At 60.3% G+C, this 16,773-nt stretch carries 19 protein-coding genes; 11 read left to right on the forward strand and 8 right to left on the reverse strand.

Annotated features, from left to right (window positions below; all coding sequences use genetic code 11):
* Nucleotides 1-87: 87 nt before the first annotated feature.
* Complete coding sequence (locus tag SIC17_RS04895) at nt 88-480, forward strand: DUF3775 domain-containing protein (RefSeq protein WP_412546546.1); 393 nt, start codon at nt 88-90, stop codon at nt 478-480.
* Between the two features lie 56 nt (nt 481-536).
* Here SIC17_RS04895 and SIC17_RS04900 read toward each other — a convergent pair whose 3' ends face one another.
* Nucleotides 537-935 (reverse strand): excinuclease ABC subunit A, encoded by a 399-nt coding sequence (locus SIC17_RS04900; protein ID WP_412546547.1) that lies wholly within the window; start codon nt 933-935, stop codon nt 537-539.
* A 104-nt stretch (nt 936-1,039) separates the two neighbouring features.
* Here SIC17_RS04900 and SIC17_RS04905 point away from each other — a divergent pair, with 104 nt between their 5' ends.
* Both SIC17_RS04905 and SIC17_RS04910 read left to right on the forward strand, forming a co-directional pair.
* Entirely contained in the window at nt 1,040-1,825 is a 786-nt protein-coding gene (locus SIC17_RS04905; RefSeq protein WP_412546548.1) for a helix-turn-helix domain-containing protein, read from the forward strand.
* 53 nt (nt 1,826-1,878) lie between these two features.
* Nucleotides 1,879-2,457: a lipocalin family protein gene (locus tag SIC17_RS04910; RefSeq protein WP_412546549.1), complete on the forward strand. Its 579-nt coding sequence runs from the start codon at nt 1,879-1,881 to the stop codon at nt 2,455-2,457.
* On the opposite strand, the gene SIC17_RS04915 is transcribed toward SIC17_RS04910, so the two are convergent.
* Nucleotides 2,454-2,906: a response regulator gene (locus SIC17_RS04915; RefSeq protein ID WP_412546550.1), complete on the reverse strand. Its 453-nt coding sequence runs from the start codon at nt 2,904-2,906 to the stop codon at nt 2,454-2,456. The two genes, SIC17_RS04910 and SIC17_RS04915, sit on opposite strands and share 4 nt — an antisense overlap.
* A 59-nt stretch (nt 2,907-2,965) precedes the next feature.
* On the reverse strand, nt 2,966-3,397 hold the full coding sequence (locus SIC17_RS04920; protein ID WP_412546551.1) for a response regulator: 432 nt from the start codon (nt 3,395-3,397) through the stop codon (nt 2,966-2,968).
* 175 nt (nt 3,398-3,572) lie between these two features.
* On the opposite strand from SIC17_RS04920, the gene uvrB reads away from it, so the two are divergent.
* Nucleotides 3,573-5,735 (forward strand): excinuclease ABC subunit UvrB, encoded by a 2,163-nt coding sequence (gene uvrB, locus SIC17_RS04925; RefSeq protein ID WP_412546950.1) that lies wholly within the window; start codon nt 3,573-3,575, stop codon nt 5,733-5,735.
* A gap of 95 nt (nt 5,736-5,830) precedes the next feature.
* On the opposite strand, the gene SIC17_RS04930 is transcribed toward uvrB, so the two are convergent.
* Both SIC17_RS04930 and SIC17_RS04935 read right to left on the reverse strand, forming a co-directional pair.
* Nucleotides 5,831-7,471, reverse strand: a complete 1,641-nt coding sequence (locus tag SIC17_RS04930; protein WP_412546552.1) for an RNA-directed DNA polymerase — start codon at nt 7,469-7,471, stop codon at nt 5,831-5,833.
* A 129-nt stretch (nt 7,472-7,600) separates the two neighbouring features.
* A complete protein-coding gene (locus SIC17_RS04935) occupies nt 7,601-8,932 on the reverse strand; it encodes a hypothetical protein (RefSeq protein ID WP_412546553.1) in 1,332 nt (443 codons plus the stop codon).
* A 148-nt stretch (nt 8,933-9,080) separates the two neighbouring features.
* Here SIC17_RS04935 and SIC17_RS04940 point away from each other — a divergent pair, with 148 nt between their 5' ends.
* Together SIC17_RS04940 and SIC17_RS04945 are read left to right on the forward strand one after the other, a co-directional pair.
* Complete coding sequence (locus SIC17_RS04940) at nt 9,081-9,512, forward strand: hypothetical protein (RefSeq protein WP_291894595.1); 432 nt, start codon at nt 9,081-9,083, stop codon at nt 9,510-9,512.
* Between the two features lie 97 nt (nt 9,513-9,609).
* Nucleotides 9,610-10,563 carry a hypothetical protein gene (locus SIC17_RS04945; RefSeq protein ID WP_412546554.1) on the forward strand — a complete coding sequence of 318 codons (954 nt, stop codon included), beginning with the start codon at nt 9,610-9,612 and terminating at the stop codon, nt 10,561-10,563.
* Nucleotides 10,564-10,568: 5 nt separating this feature from the next.
* Here SIC17_RS04945 and SIC17_RS04950 read toward each other — a convergent pair whose 3' ends face one another.
* Nucleotides 10,569-11,150, reverse strand: a complete 582-nt coding sequence (locus SIC17_RS04950) for a hypothetical protein (protein WP_412546555.1) — start codon at nt 11,148-11,150, stop codon at nt 10,569-10,571.
* A gap of 300 nt (nt 11,151-11,450) precedes the next feature.
* Here SIC17_RS04950 and SIC17_RS04955 point away from each other — a divergent pair, with 300 nt between their 5' ends.
* Nucleotides 11,451-11,768, forward strand: a complete 318-nt coding sequence (locus SIC17_RS04955; RefSeq protein WP_412546556.1) for a DUF1330 domain-containing protein — start codon at nt 11,451-11,453, stop codon at nt 11,766-11,768.
* Between the two features lie 2 nt (nt 11,769-11,770).
* Nucleotides 11,771-12,529 carry a class I SAM-dependent methyltransferase gene (locus SIC17_RS04960; protein WP_412546557.1) on the forward strand — a complete coding sequence of 253 codons (759 nt, stop codon included), beginning with the start codon at nt 11,771-11,773 and terminating at the stop codon, nt 12,527-12,529.
* Here the strand turns inward: SIC17_RS04960 and SIC17_RS04965 are convergent.
* On the reverse strand, nt 12,526-13,179 hold the full coding sequence (locus tag SIC17_RS04965; RefSeq protein ID WP_412546558.1) for a hypothetical protein: 654 nt from the start codon (nt 13,177-13,179) through the stop codon (nt 12,526-12,528). The two genes, SIC17_RS04960 and SIC17_RS04965, sit on opposite strands and share 4 nt — an antisense overlap.
* A gap of 185 nt (nt 13,180-13,364) precedes the next feature.
* Between SIC17_RS04965 and SIC17_RS04970 the strand changes: the two genes are divergently transcribed.
* The 3 genes from SIC17_RS04970 (at nt 13,365) to SIC17_RS04980 (ending at nt 15,272) form a co-directional block, all read left to right on the forward strand.
* Nucleotides 13,365-14,348, forward strand: coding sequence for a DUF2268 domain-containing putative Zn-dependent protease (locus SIC17_RS04970; protein WP_412546559.1), 984 nt, complete (start codon nt 13,365-13,367; stop codon nt 14,346-14,348).
* A gap of 68 nt (nt 14,349-14,416) precedes the next feature.
* Nucleotides 14,417-14,842, forward strand: a complete 426-nt coding sequence (locus SIC17_RS04975) for a YeeE/YedE family protein (RefSeq protein WP_291894607.1) — start codon at nt 14,417-14,419, stop codon at nt 14,840-14,842.
* A 1-nt stretch (nt 14,843) separates the two neighbouring features.
* Complete coding sequence (locus SIC17_RS04980) at nt 14,844-15,272, forward strand: DUF6691 family protein (RefSeq protein ID WP_412546560.1); 429 nt, start codon at nt 14,844-14,846, stop codon at nt 15,270-15,272.
* Nucleotides 15,273-15,294: 22 nt separating this feature from the next.
* Here the strand turns inward: SIC17_RS04980 and SIC17_RS04985 are convergent, their stop codons facing one another.
* On the reverse strand, nt 15,295-16,548 hold the full coding sequence (locus tag SIC17_RS04985; protein ID WP_412546561.1) for a hypothetical protein: 1,254 nt from the start codon (nt 16,546-16,548) through the stop codon (nt 15,295-15,297).
* Between the last annotated feature and the right edge of the window lie 225 nt (nt 16,549-16,773).

A 16,773-nucleotide genomic window follows, 5' to 3' on the forward strand; every position in this document is an offset into this window, starting at 1 on the left:
CGCGCGGCGGCGGGTCACAGCGCATCGAAATCGTGTTAGTATTCCAATCGTGCCTGAGTTTGACGCGTGTAAACGGAAGGCGAAGCCATGAATATTGCGGAGAAAGCCGTGCGGGACCTGATTGTCCGGGCTCGCGGATATGACGGCAAGGAACAGATCGACGATCTCGAACGCGATCAGGACACCGCAGAAACCGATGCGGTGGAAACCCTGCAGACAGGCCAGACCGATGAAGGGCGCGATGAAATCGAAGCCTGGATTGATGGACTTGACGAGGAGGCCCAGGCCGAACTCGTGGCGCTGTACTGGATCGGTCGGGGCGATTTTGAGGGCCGGGACTTTCCGCGTGTCGTCAATGCCGCTCGCGAGCGACGGACAACGCCGACAGCAGACTATCTGCTCGGTGCGCCGCTGATGGGTGATTATATCGAGATCGGGCTGGACGCAGTGATCGAGGCGGACGTCTACGACGACGCCTGATCTCTCCCGCCACGGACCAACGCCTCCCGACACAGGCCGGGAGGCGCGGGTGTCGTTTACGCCGGCTGCGCCTTGCGGCTGGCCAGGACGGGCCACAACATCAGGGCCAGGAAACCCAGATTGAAGACGCCATTCATCGGCGCGCCCGCGATCGCGGAACCGGTTGAATCAACGACAAACCAGGTCAGCGCGCCCAGAAGCAGGGCCTTGGACAGGTCGCAGTCCTTTGACAGGGCCAGCATGAACACACCCCAGCCCGTCATCAGGCCACCGGCCACGGCAGCAACCAGCAGGTGAACACTGTCCAGCGCCCCTGGTGACCCATCCAGCGGCCAGAAGGCCAGATCGCCAAACGTTACAAGGACAGGCCGCAGCGGCGGCAGCACGGCCAGCGCAGTCAGAAGACCGGAAATGATCAGCGTCAAGGCCGGCAGGGTGAGTTGTTTCGCTTGCATATTGCTCTCCATCACGATGGCCGGATAGAAGCCCGCTCCGCATCACGGCATCAATTACCCGCGAGGTAATGGATCTCCCTCACCTCCTGCGCTCTACTGGCGTCATGACCCAGACCAGCACGGCGCTCGCCACCAATTCAACCTTCGGCAAACTCCTCAAGGACTGGCGCCAGCGCCGCCGCATGAGCCAGCTCTCGCTGGCCCTGGAGGCCGAGGTCTCGGCCCGCCATATCAGCTTTCTGGAAACCGGCCGGTCCGCGCCCAGCCGCGACATGATCCACCGTCTCGCGGAAGGGCTGGAATTGCCGCTGGAGATCCGCAACAGCTTTCTGGGCAGCGCCGGTTTCAGCCCGGCCTTTCGCGCTTCCGGCTGGGAGAGTGCCGAGCTCGCGCCGCTTCGGACCAGTCTCACCCGCCTGATGGATGCGCACGCCCCCTTCCCGGCCCTCTTGCTGGACAAGCATTTCAACGTGCTTGATGCCAATGCAACGGGAGCGCTGTTCCTGCAGGGCCGCGAACCGGGCGCCGAGACCAATCTGATCGACATCATGCTGTCCGATCCGGCGGCGCGCGCGCCCATCCTCAACTGGGACGAGATGGCTCCGGCCATGCTAACCCGGCTGCAGGCCGAGTCCCGGCATGCAGGGGGAGATCCCGTGCTGGACGAATTTGCCGAACGCCTGGCAGCGCTGATCGAACCGGGCGCGCCCCATCACGTCCCCAACACGCCCTGCCTGACCGTACGTTACGGGCTGGGTGAAGGCGTGGAACTGACCCTGTTCTCGACCGTAATGGAAGTCAGCTCGGCCTTTGACGTGACGATCAGTGATCTGCGGCTGGAACTCTTTTTTCCCGCCGATGACCAGAGCCGCGCCCTTCTCAGCCAGTAGGACTTGATCCCGTGCCAGTTTGCGCAATCTCAGTGACCAAACGGAGACCTGAAATGCTGCGAACCCTCGGCCTTATCCTTGTCGCCCTCAGCCTGGCAGGCTGTACACCCCCCCCGACGGCGCGGCTGGCGGCCGGCACCCCGCTGGAGACCGTCCCTGCCGTTGATGCGGACCGCTATCTCGGCCTGTGGTTCGAGGTCGTACGGGCCGACCATGGGTTCGAGCGCGATTGTGATGGTGTCACCGCCTATTACGAACGGCGCGAAGACGGCGATATCCGCGTCATCAATCGCTGCTGGAAAAACGGTCTTGAAGGTGAATTCGACCTGGCGGAAGGCCGGGCGCGTATCGTCAACACGAACAGCAATGCGGAACTGGAAGTCAGTTTTTTCGGCCCGTTTTTCGGTGATTACTGGATCATCGACCTGGCGGAGGATTATTCCTGGGCTGTCGTGTCTGAGCCGAAAGGTCGCTATCTCTGGATCCTGACCCGTGATCCGCAACCGGGTGATGCCTTCATCGAGGCCAGACTCGCTGAACTGCGTGCACGCGGTTTCAACACGGACGGGCTTATCCGGCCGCAACAATGGAATTCAATTGAAGACATGCCCCGGTCAGGTCTTCCGGGTTAGATCGTACGACGCCAGACGACTTCGGTCGCCGGGTTACCCCCCAGCGTCTCTTCATGTGCTGCGATGACCTTGCGCAAACGCTGGCCGAGCACTTCAGGCATGACCGGTTTGACCAGATAGCCGTTGGCGCCCGCCATTACGGCTTCCTTGACCACATGGCTCTCCGCATGGCCGGTCAGCAGGACGACAGGAGTCTTGTGATTGGGGTGCGCACGGTTATTACGAATGGCTGTAAGGATCTCGATCCCATCACGACCACCCAGCTCGTAATCCAGCAGAACCGCGTCAAACACCTGGGACTTCAAGGCCGTCAATGCGGTGTCGACATCCATGGCAGAACAGACATTGTCGGCGCCCAGTCCCTCGACAAGACGGACGATCAGGCTGCGGATTGAATCGACATCCTCAACCACCAAAATGTTCAATCCTTGAAGCATTTGCGTCGGCATGGCTTTGCTCACAGGCGTTTGCTACCCGGCCTGTTTACCAAAGGGCATTGAACAATCGCTTAATGAAACGCTAGAATTGCACGAACCTCGCTAACGCGTCTGGCGTTAATCACGGTTTCCAGGCTGGCGCCCAACTTAGAGGCGTTGATGGGCTTGGGCAGGATCGCATTGGCCCCGGCCTCCGCCGCGCCATCCACCAGATAGGGCAAATCCACGGGTGCAAGCAGCAATACCGGCAGATCGGGCGCGTGCGTCAGGCTGTGGTCCCGCAATCCGCGCACCACATCCAGCCCCGAAGCGTGCCCGAGATCATAGTCGATCAACGCCACATCTGGACGGCAGGTATTGGCAAGGACCACGGCTTCTTCGCCATCACCGCTGTCGAATACATCCGCCACGCCAAGCCCGTGCAACAAGGTCTTGATCACACTCCGTACGGCGCGACTATCATCGATCAGCAGGACACTCAGACCTTCCAGGGGGGCGGGCATGCGGGCAATCTCCAGATACGCTCCCACATGGTTAAGCGGGCGAATTAACACCGGCCTACTGTCGGCTCATCGATTATGAGCCTCGGCCGATACAACTCTCCAACCGCGCTCTCCTGACACAGCCTTGGCAGCAGCCCCCTAGCCGCTCCCGGCGCGCGTGCGTATATCTCGTGACATGGCCAAGCTTACCGTTGATGACACCCTGACCGCGCCGGAAGACTTCGTGCTCGACACGCTGCCGACCGAGACGCCGGACACCTGGAGCCCGCATCGTCCGGAACGCCCGGAAAAGGCCGAAGGCGGCCTGCGTTTCCAGTGTGTCTCCGAGTTCGAGCCGATGGGCGACCAGCCCGCCGCCATCAAGGAACTCGTGGAAGGCCTCAAGGATGGCGAGCGTGACCAGGTCCTCCTGGGCGCCACCGGCACCGGCAAGACCTTCACCATGGCCAAGATCATCGAGGCCGTGCAGCGCCCGGCCCTCATCCTCGCCCCCAACAAGACCCTCGCCGCCCAGCTGTATGGCGAGTTCAAATCCTTCTTCCCGAACAATGCTGTCGAATATTTCGTTTCGTACTATGACTACTATATGCCCGAGGCCTATGTGCCGCGGACTGATACCTATATCGAGAAGGAATCCAGCATCAACGAGGCCATCGACCGGATGCGCCACGCCGCCACCCGCTCCATCCTCGAGCGTGATGATGTGATCATCGTCGCCTCGGTCTCCTGCATCTACGGCATCGGCTCGGTGGAGACCTATACGGCGATGACGTTCGACGTGAAGCCGGGCGACACGGTGGACCCGCGCGCCGTCATGCGCCAGCTCGTCGACCTGCAATACACGCGCAATGACGCCGCCTTCATCCGCGGCACCTTCCGTCTCAAGGGCGATAATCTGGAAGTCTTCCCCGCCCACTATGACGACCGCGCCTGGCGCATCAATTTCTTCGGCGACGAGGTCGAGGACATCACCGAGTTCGACCCGCTCACCGGCAAGACCCACACCCAGCTGAAAAGCGTGCGTTTCTACGCCAATTCCCACTACGTCACGCCGCGCCCGACGCTCAACCAGGCCATCGTCCAGATCAAGGCCGAGCTGAAGGAACGCCTCGCCTGGATGGAAAAGGAAGGCCAGCTGCTCGAGGCCCAGCGCCTGCAACAGCGCACCGAGTTCGACCTGGAAATGCTCGAGGCCACCGGCTCCTGCGCCGGCATCGAGAATTATTCGCGCTATCTCACCGGCCGCAAGCCGGGCGAGCCACCGCCCACCATGTTCGAATACCTGCCGGAAAACGCCCTCGTCTTCGCCGATGAGAGCCATGTCTCCATTCCCCAGCTCGGGGCGATGTATCGCGGCGACTATAACCGCAAGAAAACCCTGGCCGATCACGGCTTCCGCCTGCCCTCCTGCCTGGACAATCGCCCGCTCAAATTCGAGGAGTGGGAGGCCATGCGCCCGCAGACCGTCGAGGTCTCGGCCACGCCCGGCCCGTGGGAGCTCAACCAGACCGGCGGCGTGTTCACCGAACAGGTCATCCGCCCGACCGGCCTCATCGACCCGCCGGTGGAAGTCCGCCCGGTCGCCAAGGACGGCGCCAGCCAGGTCGATGACGTCATCGACGAGGTCCGCAAGACCACCGAACAGGGCTATCGCACCCTGATCACCACGCTGACCAAGCGCATGGCCGAGGACCTCACCGAATACATGCATGAGCAGGGGCTGAAAGTCCGCTACATGCACTCCGATGTCGACACGGTGGAACGCATCGAGCTGATCCGCGACCTGCGCCTGGGCGCCTATGACGTACTGATCGGCATCAACCTCCTTCGCGAGGGTCTCGACATCCCCGAATGCGGCCTCGTCGCCATTCTCGACGCCGACAAGGAAGGTTTCCTGCGTTCCGAAACCTCACTGGTGCAGACCATCGGCCGCGCCGCCCGCAACGCGGACAGCAAGGTCATCCTCTACGCCGACACCATCACCGGCTCCATGCAACGCGCCATGGACGAAACCAGCCGCCGCCGCACCAAACAGATCGCCTATAATGAGGAACACGGCATCACGCCGAAAACGATCACGCGTGGGATCAGCGATATTCTTGAAGAGGTTATGGAAAGCCAGGCCAAGGGCCGGAACGTGGCTGCGAAGGGACGCGGGAAGCGCGCCACGGGTCGTCCGGAGGGTGTGTCCGATGGCGGCCAGGCAGAGCTGGTGGGTGAAAACCTGGCAGCTGTGGTGGCGGACCTGGAGAAACGCATGCGGGAAGCTGCGGCGGATCTGGAGTTTGAGGAGGCCGCCAGGTTGCGGGATGAGATTAAGGCGCTGACGGGGGAGTAGGATGCTCGCCCTCCGAAGCATTTTGCGAAAGAGGGAGATCCAGAAGCTGACGGGGAGTAGGATGCGAGCGCTCTGCTCAAGGCAACGCAACTTTTCTAAAAAACTCCACCCCACTCATCGTCCATCGCGTGCGAAGCATCCAATTCGTCATCGTCAATTTCATCGTCATCATAGCCATATCTAGTTTTGCTAATGGCGCGAACGTCTTCTCCGCTCACTTTCTCCAGGTGGGCACCAAAATCGATCAGTCTAATATTCCTCTGGGCAAGATGATCAAATTCGCTCGTTAGCGCGCCCGAAAAAGGCGCCTTGGAAAACCCTTGCGATTTCGCGACCAAGTTTGGCAGCCAGCGCTCATCATCTGTCGCGAGCTTCTGCCCGAGTTGAAGCTTTGGTTTTCTATTTATTATTCCGTCGACATAGGCCTGCGCTAGCAGCGCACGGATATGTCCGTTCGGCGACCTAGAAAGGCCTTCACAGAGTGCCGTCGAGATTGGAATTCCACAGGCTATGAGCAACCAGCTCATCCAAAGGATCTCATGGTGATGATTCAGACTGATGCTGCTGGCGATCACGATTTCAGCAACGGCCGTCCACCCTTCTTCATCAATTCTGAAGCCAAGCGCTTTTCTTTTGGCTACTAGCAGGCAAGCATAATCAATAACATGAGGGTGCTTCTGAACAATCCGCATTAGATTTTCTTCGACGAACTGCCAGTCGCCCGAAGAATATACTTCTGCGTCGTCCAACTCCCGCAGAAGGATTTTGATCGGGCTATCAGAATTTAGCTCTTGAGCGCTGGTAACCGCCTCAGCTATCGCCCTTTCCACCATCTGATGATCCGAAACCTGCGCACCGTGGAGCGCAGATTTCAAAGGTTGCAGACTGTTCCTCAGTCGTTGTGCCCAGAGGTCGTTGATCGGCTCTAAACTGGACGATATTTTGGTTTTTTGATCGTTGAGATTGAGCTCGTAATTCGCAAGCACTTCGCGGAGTTGAGAAAGAACTGAGAGCGCGTCGTGTTCAGACCTTAGCCCAATGTAGTAGTCATCTACGTGTCTAACGGCGCCAATTATCTTCTCCCCAACCGTTTTTTTGAGCCCATCATCGACTTTCGCCAGCACGAACTCGGCTATCAGGCGAAACGCATCCGGACCGACTAAGACTCCTCGGGTATTTCCGCGCTGGCAATTACGCACATGAAAGTCTAATTCGTTGAATACGTTTGTTTTCGATGATTCTGCGGTATCAGCCTTGGACGCTTCGATTCCGTGAGCTGCCCAAGCGATCGAGTGCGTGTAAATGCTTGGAAAACACTGCGCGATGTCCGCTTTTAATACGTAAGGAGCGTATCGAAGTTGTTCAGAAGTGCGTCTCGACAGCTCCGACAACGATGGGACCTTGACCGCCCGCTCGGCACTTTCGTCCAGAATTCGAGGAGCACTAATTGCGAAACTCGGATCGGAGAAAACTTTCTGAAATTGTTTCCAGCGCCTCCATACGAATGAAGACACATAAAAATAGGAGATTATATTCGGAGTGCCGAAATACCTACGACTGCCATCATGCTTCGTACCATTGTATCGCACGTAGGCAGTTTTTCTATTGTGGAACTTCTTGCCTTCGAGCTCCCCGACTAATCCATAAAATGCGCGCTTAGAGTCTCTGGAAACGAAGCAAGGAGGCAGGGTCTCAGGATAAAGCCCAGCATTCATCAAACTAAATCGTGACTTCATGACGTACACCGAATGGTCTTGATCTGGATGATCATTTCAACAAAAGCATGCTTAGCGACCCGCTCGGAGACACAAGAGCGAGAGATCACAAAGGATGCGACCACCGCGTTAGGGCTTCCGACAAGCGCGTCACCCCTCGGCATCAACAAAGTCAGACTCACCCTCATCAACCGCTGCCCTGAGTTTCGGTGCTGGCGCCCGCCAGGCAGTGAGACACTGGGCGACACTCCCATAGAAGTCATTCACCACCAGGTCCTCCAACGCCTCAACGAATGTCTTGCGTCCGGCAAAGCGCCGCCCCTCAGCCACCATTTTCATGACCACAAAAGAAGTCGGCACCACGGACCGATCCGGATGCACATGCACGGTATCGTCGTCTCGCGCCTCGGCCAGCGTCGAACTCGTCTGAGCCACCCGGCCAGGCCAATTGGTCTTGATATGCACATCAGCGCCATCGACATCTTTCAGCTGTCGCGTCAGCCAGTTCAGGCGTGACCGCTGCTGGGCCTTGTCCTGGGGCGCATCGACTTTCATGGACACGCGGATGGTTCGGGTATTCAGATCGGCTTCGACATCAATCGGCGCAGCGGCATCCGGCACCAGGATCGTTCCCGTCAGGTGACACTTGTCTGCCAGATGTTTGATGTCCTGCTGGATACGCTCCCGCGGATCAGAACGATGTTTGGGCGAAAGTTTGAGTTCGGCGGTCGCCCCGGTCTTGCGGGAAAGCAGCAGGCACAGGTCCCGCAACTCGCTATGCCAGTTGGAAACAACGGCAAGCGCTTCCGGTGAGTTCTTGGAAATCGTTCCGCCGGTACGAAGGTGGTCCAGCAGCGCGGTCCATTCCGCACCCATATTGTCGAAACGCTTCAAGCCGGCACTCGGATGAAGAAGGAAGCGTTCCAGCTCTCGCAACAAGAAGACATGGTCCTCGTCTGCGATCTCGTCATTGATCGCGAGCAGATTGATCGTCGTCAAAATGGAGAACCAGGAAAAATGGAGAAGGTCGACACTGCGGGTTAGACGTCGATCGACTTGAACCGGGTGGTGTTCCGGCAAAGGCGCGAACTCATTTGAAAAGGTCAGGACGGCATCAACACCGACGTCTTTGGCCAGCCGTAGATAGGCCTCGATCTGGTCCTGTTTGAGCGGTGCGGACCCCACCTTGGCTTCGACAAACGCGGACCACTTTGAGCGTCCCGTGCTCACGACGATCAAGCCATCCGGACGAAGGTTGTCGCCCTTGCGCTTGGGGAAAGTCACTTCGGTGAACGCTTCAACCTTGGTGCGCGTTCCAGACCGTCGACCGATTGCACTTAGAATGCTGCCGCTGAATTCAGGCACCTGAGCCAGGGTCGCCAGGACGATAGAGAGCGTCCGCCCCTCCTTGGAACTATCAGCCAGAACAGGAAACAACCTCGCGCGCTCACCTCGCGCACCAAACGCTTCGATATCTTCCATCTCATCGCCCCGAGTTTAGCTAGCTTCGAAAAGATGTAATCGCTTAAATTGAGTGACGCAACTTTGCGGCGATGAATGAAAATATGCTATTTATGGCAATACGCGCCTCATCAGCATATGCAACGCTGTACCGCTCGGAAGAGAACCGATGCCGAACACCAACAACGACGAAAACTACATCATCGATCTATGCGACGAGATCTTGGGTCATACAGCGTCAAGACAGCACCGGTTTGATTTTTTGTTGGGCGATCCGGGAAAGTCCGGCAGGCGCACGAGACTGCCGGTCGACGCGTATTATCAGCAGCTGGAACTTGTTATCGAATACCATGAACGCCAACACACGGAGGCGGTGCCCATCTTCGACCGCCGTCAGACGATCAGTGGAGTAAGCCGCGGCGAACAGCGAAAAATCTATGACCAGCGCCGCCAAAAGGTTCTGCCCATGCACGGCATCACCTGTCTGATTCTTGATGTCGGCGAGTTCGCTCACACGCGTCGGCGACGGCTAACGCGCGACCGAAGCGCGGATTGCGAAATCATAAAAAAGCGGCTCTCTCGATTTCTGCCTGCCAGCTAGTCTATGAAGCTGCACCGGTGCCTACGCGGTAAACCCACGCGACCTACCAGCGCCCCAAACTTATCCCCCACCCCACCACCGCGCATAAACTCCCCGCATGCCTGGTTTGAAACATTCAGCGGAAGAGCGGGCGCGGCTTGAGGCGATTGCGATCGAGATGCGCAAGCGGGGTGAGGACATGCAGTCCGTGGTCGAGGCGACGGGGGTGTCGATTGCGACGCTCTATCGCTGGGCGCGGGAGCATCGCTGGCGGGCCGAGGACATGCCGCATGCGCGCAATGGCGGCGGACCGCTGACGGACACGCCGACCGGCCCGACACAGCCCAATGACATGGCCCAGCCGCCCGGCACTGCGCCCCTGCCATCTGTAACCGACCCGCCTTCCGGCACGGACACATCTCCGACTGCACCACCCGCTGGGTTGCCGACTGGTGATCCACCCTCGCGCGATGCCGTCGCCTCTGCACGCCAGGCCATGCAGATGACCGCCAATGCCCTGGCTGCGAATAATCTGGCCGAGGCGGAACGCGCCGCCCGGCTGGCACAGCGGCTGATGCGTATTGCCGAACAGGCGCCGGAAGGACTGGGCGCGGATCCCGAGGATGACGACTATCCGCTGGCAGATCCGGTGCTACCGCCCGACATGGGGGCCGAGGAAGCGCTGGAGACGCTGTCGTTCGAGAAATTGCCCATGGCGCTCAAACGGGTCCGCCTTCAAAGGCTCTATCTGATGCAGGGCATGAAACGCCGGGACCCGATCACCGCGTTCACCGCCTGGCAGCTCTACCCACCCAACTGGACCCTTATGCTCGCGGACCGCGTTCTGACGGAGTATTACAATGGCGAGGACAAGAATATCGACCGCATCTTTCAACCGGGTCCTCGCCCGGGCAGAAAGCCCGGAGCAATACGAAGCACGCGTCCATGGCATCGTCTACGATCCGGCAGAGATCGGACGCGAGGACGCGGACGCCTATCCGGACGTCTATCACCCACCCAGTCGCGAGATGGTACTCAATCGATCAGGTCAGGCAGAGAATTGAGAGTGTGAGAAACCTATTGGAACATGACCTCGATGGCGACCGAGGCGATAATCGAGAGTACGAAAAACACAACCGTCATTCGAGCGCCAATTCGCACCTCAAAATTCGGGTGATCCCAAAGCCCGTTGTCCGCCTTCAGGTTTATATTTGCCGTTTGCCGTCGATCATCCCCTTCATGATCAGGGAAGAGCTTTGCGAACGTATCTTGGTCGACCAGTAACTCGTTTTTGTCGACCTGGTTTCCGTAACGCAGCAAGATCGTCACCTTGGCCTTGCGGGCGAACGGGCCCTCACTCACTTGGATCCGGACCGGATCTTTGTTCTTGAAAGACACTAGGGTGCCGTGAACGATCGCAGTGTCATCCTTGGCGTTACTCTTCTCTACAACCGTCAGAGGCAAACTCGCCTTCGCCAAAGGCCTGAACCAGCGATATAATTTGTGCAGGATCCACACTGCGATCAATGCCACTAAAGCGATGACCACAACACCAATGGCCGCCTGCCCATCTGAATTCAGAGTCGCGCGAACGGCGCTATCCAGAAATCGGAAGACATCAACAGCGAAACTCGCCAACCGCGATAGATACTCCCCCATACCCTCCCCCAAGGGTTGCTTGTGTTAACCTTTAGCAGGTGGAACCGGTCGGGCGCAATCTGTGGATTTTGGATATGCGTGGGGTGCCCATCCTCTCCACCGGGGAGGTGGATCCGCCCTAGCCTTGGCGAAGGCGGAGACGGAGGGGCCGTCGGGCGAAGCCCGGAGGTCTGCTCGCTGCGCTCGCCCCCTTCGCCTTCACTGCGTTACGGCACTTCCCCGGAGGGGAAGATAGGCGCGCGATCTAGCCGCCGCCGACTGACCTGATTAAGCTTCCCCCGACCACCAAGGGGAGAGTCCATGACCGACACCACCGCAGCGCCCTGCGCCTATATTGTTGCCAATCTCGTCATCGAGGATCGCGAGCGGTATCGCGAGTACGAAAAGGGGTTTTTCGCCATATTCAAGAAACATGGCGGGGAATTCCTGACCTTTGACGATGCGCCTTTCACCTTTGAGGGGGCGGCGCCGCGCGAGGGGCGGATGATCGTGGCACGGTTTCCCTCCGAAGCGGCTGCGCGGGCCTGGTATGCGGATGCGGACTACCAGGCCATTTCCGAACATCGCCGGGCGGCGACGCGGCTGGAATTCCTCACCCTGGTGCGGGGGCTGGGCTAGGCATGAGCGAGACGGCGTCGCATCGCGCCATCTATGACAAGATCGGTCTTGATTACGCGCAATTGCGCAGGCCCGATCCGCGTATCGAGGCGGCGATCCACGCGGCGCTGGGCGAGGCGCGGACAGTGCTCAATGTCGGTGCGGGTGCCGGGTCGTATGAGCCGACGGACCGACAGGTGACGGCGCTGGAACCCTCGCGCGAGATGATTGCCCAGCGCCCGCCGGGTTCTGCCGAGGTGGTGCAGGGCGTAGCGGAAGACCTGCCCTTTGACGACAACAGTTTTGATGCGGTGATGGCGGTGATGGCGGTGCTGACGGTGCATCACTGGCGCGACCAGGCGAAGGGGCTGGCCGAACTGCGCCGGGTCAGTCGGGGGCCAGTGGTGATCCTGACCTTTGATGTCGCGCGCACGGATTTCTGGCTGGCCGACTATATCCCCGAACTGGTGAGCCTGGATGAGGACCAGATGCCGGCCATGTCGCTTTATGCCGAGGTGCTGGGTCCGGTGGATATCCATCCGGTCGAAATCCCGGGCGATTGTGTGGACGGTTTCCTGTGCGCCTACTGGAAACGCCCCGCCGCCTATCTGGACGAACGCGTGCGCGGCGGCATCTCCTCCTTCTGGAAAATCGGCGACATCACCCCCGCCCTCACCCGGCTTGCGTCTGATCTGGAGAGTGGCGCCTGGGAGAAGCGGTATGGTGGCCTGCTGGCTCTGGACAGCCTGGACTGTGGCTATCGCCTGGTGGTGACCCGCTAGCCCGGGAAGAGCTGATAGCCCAGCTCGACAATCTCGCCCTCGACCAGGGCGACACAATTCATGCTTTCCATGCCCTGGACATAACACTGCATCGGATAGTCCCCGCTGCGCCAGGCCTCGTGCTGGTTGGGGCCATCCGCGCCGGACATGAAGGGGAATTCTGCCGTGTCCTGGTAGGGCGGCAGCTCGCTGGTGCGGCTGCGGCCCGGTCCGGCGGTGAGCCAGTCCTCGATGGCGGCCGGCAACTCGGCCGGCTCGGTGACAAAGCCGCTGTCGAAGGAGAGCGTCATGATGTGGTCGGTCACATAATCCGCGCGATAGAGCTCCTGCCCGCCGGCATCATAGATGGTGCGGGTGATCAGGATCTCGCCCTGCTGGGCACAGCGCGTGGTGCCACGCTGGATCAGCGGCTCGACCCCGTCCGGTTCCCAGCTGGTCGTGATATCCAGGGCGCAAAAGTCCACATCCTCCGCCGAAGCCGGTTCAGCCGTTTCCTCGGCCTCGGCCTCGGGCTCTGCAGCGGCTGTCTCGACGGGTTCGGCCGCCGGCTCGGCAACGGGCTCAGGCGTCGGCTCGGCCTCTTCTGCCGCCTGCGGCGTACAGGCCATGAGTGCGAGCGCGGATACTGACAGCAATACGGACCGGATCATCACATCCCCCTTCGACCTGTGGTTAGATCACCACGGATCCACTCGCCTGTCACGCAAGTTTCGAAACGACGCGGCGCAAGGGCGGGACGCATGCCCTGTCATTCCCTGATTTTCCGCAAGTTGAGGACCGCTAGGGTCAGCCTAGCCCGGCACAGGTTCGGGCAGGGACGACTTTCGAGAACGACATGAAACTCCGGATTTTGACATCATTGGCTGCCGTCGCAGTGCTGGCCGCCTGCCAGAGTGAGCCAACAGTGGAATACGAGATCCAGTCCGTGGACGCGCATCGTTTTGCCGCGATTTTCGAAGCCACCGAAGGCACGCCGACCGCTGATGACTTGCGCGCGGGATATCTTGATGGTGCGGGACGCGGCGTGGAAATTTTCACCCCTCATCGCATTCGCGATGCCCGGCACCTGGCCAGCGTGATCGCGGCCCGGCCGGAGCTTTATCGGCGCGGCATCGATGTCTGCCTGCCGCTGGCCGATGATTCCAATGACGAGCTGAACCGGATCTATGCAGGCCTCAAGGAGATCTTCCCGGAAGAGACGCTGCCGGACATTCATGTGGTCTTTGGCGCCGGCAATTCCGGCGGCACGGCCGATGCGGACGCCCAGGTGCTGGGACTGGAAGTGATCTGCGCGATCGAGGACGACGAGACTGACATCCGCGCCCGCTATCGCCACATGTTTGCGCACGAGACCGTGCATGCCTTCCAGGTCCACAGTTCCGCCGCCACCGAAATCGACCCGCTGATTGCCTACTCCATCCGCGAGGGTTTCCCGGACTATATCGCCTGGCGGGTGACCGGCGTCGCCCCCGATGCCGAGCGGGACAGCTGGGCCCAGGAGAACGCGGACATGCTGTGGCGCCGCTTCAGCGAGGACCGTGCCACGCTCAACGCCGCAATCGCCAATGGCACTCCCTACGCCCAGGCGTCAGACGAGATGCAGATAACGATGCGCAACTGGTACGCCAACTATCGCGCTGCGCCCGAAGGCTGGCCCTATGAAATGGGCTATTGGATGGGGCGCCAGATCGTCACAGCTTACATGGACAACGCGGAAGACGAGGCCGAGGCCATCGCAACCCTGCTCACCTTTGAAGACCCGCTGGAGATCCTGGAACAGAGCGGTCTTGCCGAACTGGCCAGCCAGTCGCCGGAGTAGGCCGGAACCGGATTGGCCTTGCTGCGCGCCCCGCTCTAGATTCGTCTCAAGCGAATCTGGAGGCGGGCATGGAAAACTTCACTCCCTGGAGTGCACTGGCAGGCGGTGCGCTGATTGGCCTGGCGGCGGTGATCCTGATGGGCGCCAATGGCCGCATCGCGGGGATCAGCGGCATTGTCGGCGGGCTGCTGACACGCAGCCAGGGCGATACGGCCTGGCGGCTGTGGTTTGTCGGCGGCATGGTCATCGCCCCCCTACTGGTCACCCTGTCCACCGGCAATGCACCGCCCTTCCTGATGCAGGCCGACTGGTGGGCGGTCATCCTGGGCGGCCTGCTCGTCGGGGTCGGCACGCGGCTTGGCTCCGGCTGCACCTCCGGGCACGGCGTGTGCGGACTGTCGCGCCTGTCCCTGCGTTCCCTCGCAGCCGTGGCCATGTTCATGGGGGCGGGCATGGTGACCGTCACCGTGTTGCGGCTGGCGATGGGAGGCTGAAATGGAACGCAATATTGCAGCCGGCCTCGCCGGTCTCGTCTTTGGTCTCGGCCTGACGGTCTCGCAAATGGTCAACCCGGCCAAGGTGCTGGCCTTTCTCGACATTCTCGGAAACTGGGATCCCAGCCTGGTGTTCGTGATGGGCGGCGCCCTGCTGGTCACCGCCGGCGGCTATCGTCTGGCCTGGATGCGGCCCGCACCACTGTTCGAACAGAACTACCAGATCCCGTGTGACAACAGTATCGACCGCAAGCTGGCAGTCGGGGCGGTCATGTTCGGCATGGGATGGGGGCTTGTCGGACTGTGTCCGGGACCGGCCATCGCCGCCCTGACGCTCGGCGGCCCCAAGATCTGGGTCTTCTTCCTCGCCATGCTGGGCGGGATGCTGATCCACCTGAAAACCCTGATCGGGAAATGGGTGGAGGCCTGAGCTTTCAGGCCTCCACAAGCCTCTACTCCGAGCCCGCCATGGTCGCGGTCCGGGTACCCGGGATCGCCATATAGACATCATATCCGGCAATCATGTTGCGCTCGCCCTGGCTCAGGAACCGCCACTCGCGCAAGCGCTCGCGCACGGGACGGAAGTCAATGAGGACGATTTCCTCAACCCCCTGCAGATGGCGCGAGAAGGTCTGATCATCTGCACCCGCCGTGGCGTTCTGACCACCGCCTGCGGACAGGAACCAGCTCACACAGGCCTGCGGAACGTGCTCCATGCCACCGGTGGACAGGCTTTCCCCGGCATTGCAATCCATCCCGAGATTGAACGAGGTGACACCATGCACGGTCGCCCAGTCCTCGATGAAGGTGCCCAGCGAGATGCGCGCGTGACTGTCGATACTGGGACCAGAATGCAAACCACCCCACTTGAACGTCATGCGCGGCCCTGGCTCGCCCGGCGCCGCCAACTCCTGGTTCATCCAGTACCAGTTCGTCTTGACGTAGTTCTCTCGCTCGACATTTGACCAGCTTGTCGGTCCGCCGACCAGGAAGGGGCGATAGATCGCATTGGTGATGCGCAGCGCCTCGGCCGTATCTGCCAGTCCTGAATCTGCGTGACCGGCAAAAGCCGCCTCGAGTGCCTCGTAGAGCGCGGGATCGGCGGCGCCCACGAAATACTGTTCGCCCTCGGCCACCGTTCGCAGCGCATTGACCGCGTCAAGCTGGGCATCTGTCTGCACCCCGGCCTCAAGGCGTCTCAGATGGTATTCCCCGGATAAGATGAATTCCTGGTCCAGACCGGCAATCTGCAATCCGGCCCGATAGGCATCTGCAACGAATTCCTGCTCTTCCTCCATGCTGAGAAGGGCCATCGCGTCACGGAAGACAGGATCCTGCAGCGCGCCCGCCAGGGCATCCGCCCCGTTTGCCTCAAGAAAACTGTTGAGCTCCGCACCCATGATCGGGCCCATTTCCAGCACGGCGTGACTATAACCGTCCGCGGCGGCGAGCTCGAACAGATGTGCGGCTATCTCCGGCACGTCGGCGGTCGCATGGCGCTCACCGATCATGAAGTAATGCGCCACCTCGATTTCCGAGGCGAGCCATTCGGCCCCCGCCCCGGTGAGTTGTTCGCCATCCCAGGCGATACGGTGGGTATTGGCCTCGATCAGGGCATGAAATTCGGCTTCGCGGTCCTGTGCAGCCACACTTGCCGTCAATCCTGTCGCAGCCGCAATGGCGATGATTGATGTCAGGGTTCTCACGATTTTCTCCAGCTCCACCCAAGCAATAACGAGCTTGGGAGAGTCAGAAATATCCGTCACCGGGGAATGACTTAGCGCCTGCCCCGAGGGACGCGAACGTTTAGCGTCAAATTTTCCTTATTAATTTCATTAATTTACCGGGAGGGGTTTAGCGGCTGGGCAAGACATGTCGGCTTTCATTGTCGACACGGGGCGAATTCACGCTCCGGCTTGCAGAGGGAAACA

This window comes from Maricaulis sp. MIT060901 (assembly GCF_047123815.1).
GTDB lineage: Bacteria > Pseudomonadota > Alphaproteobacteria > Caulobacterales > Maricaulaceae > Maricaulis.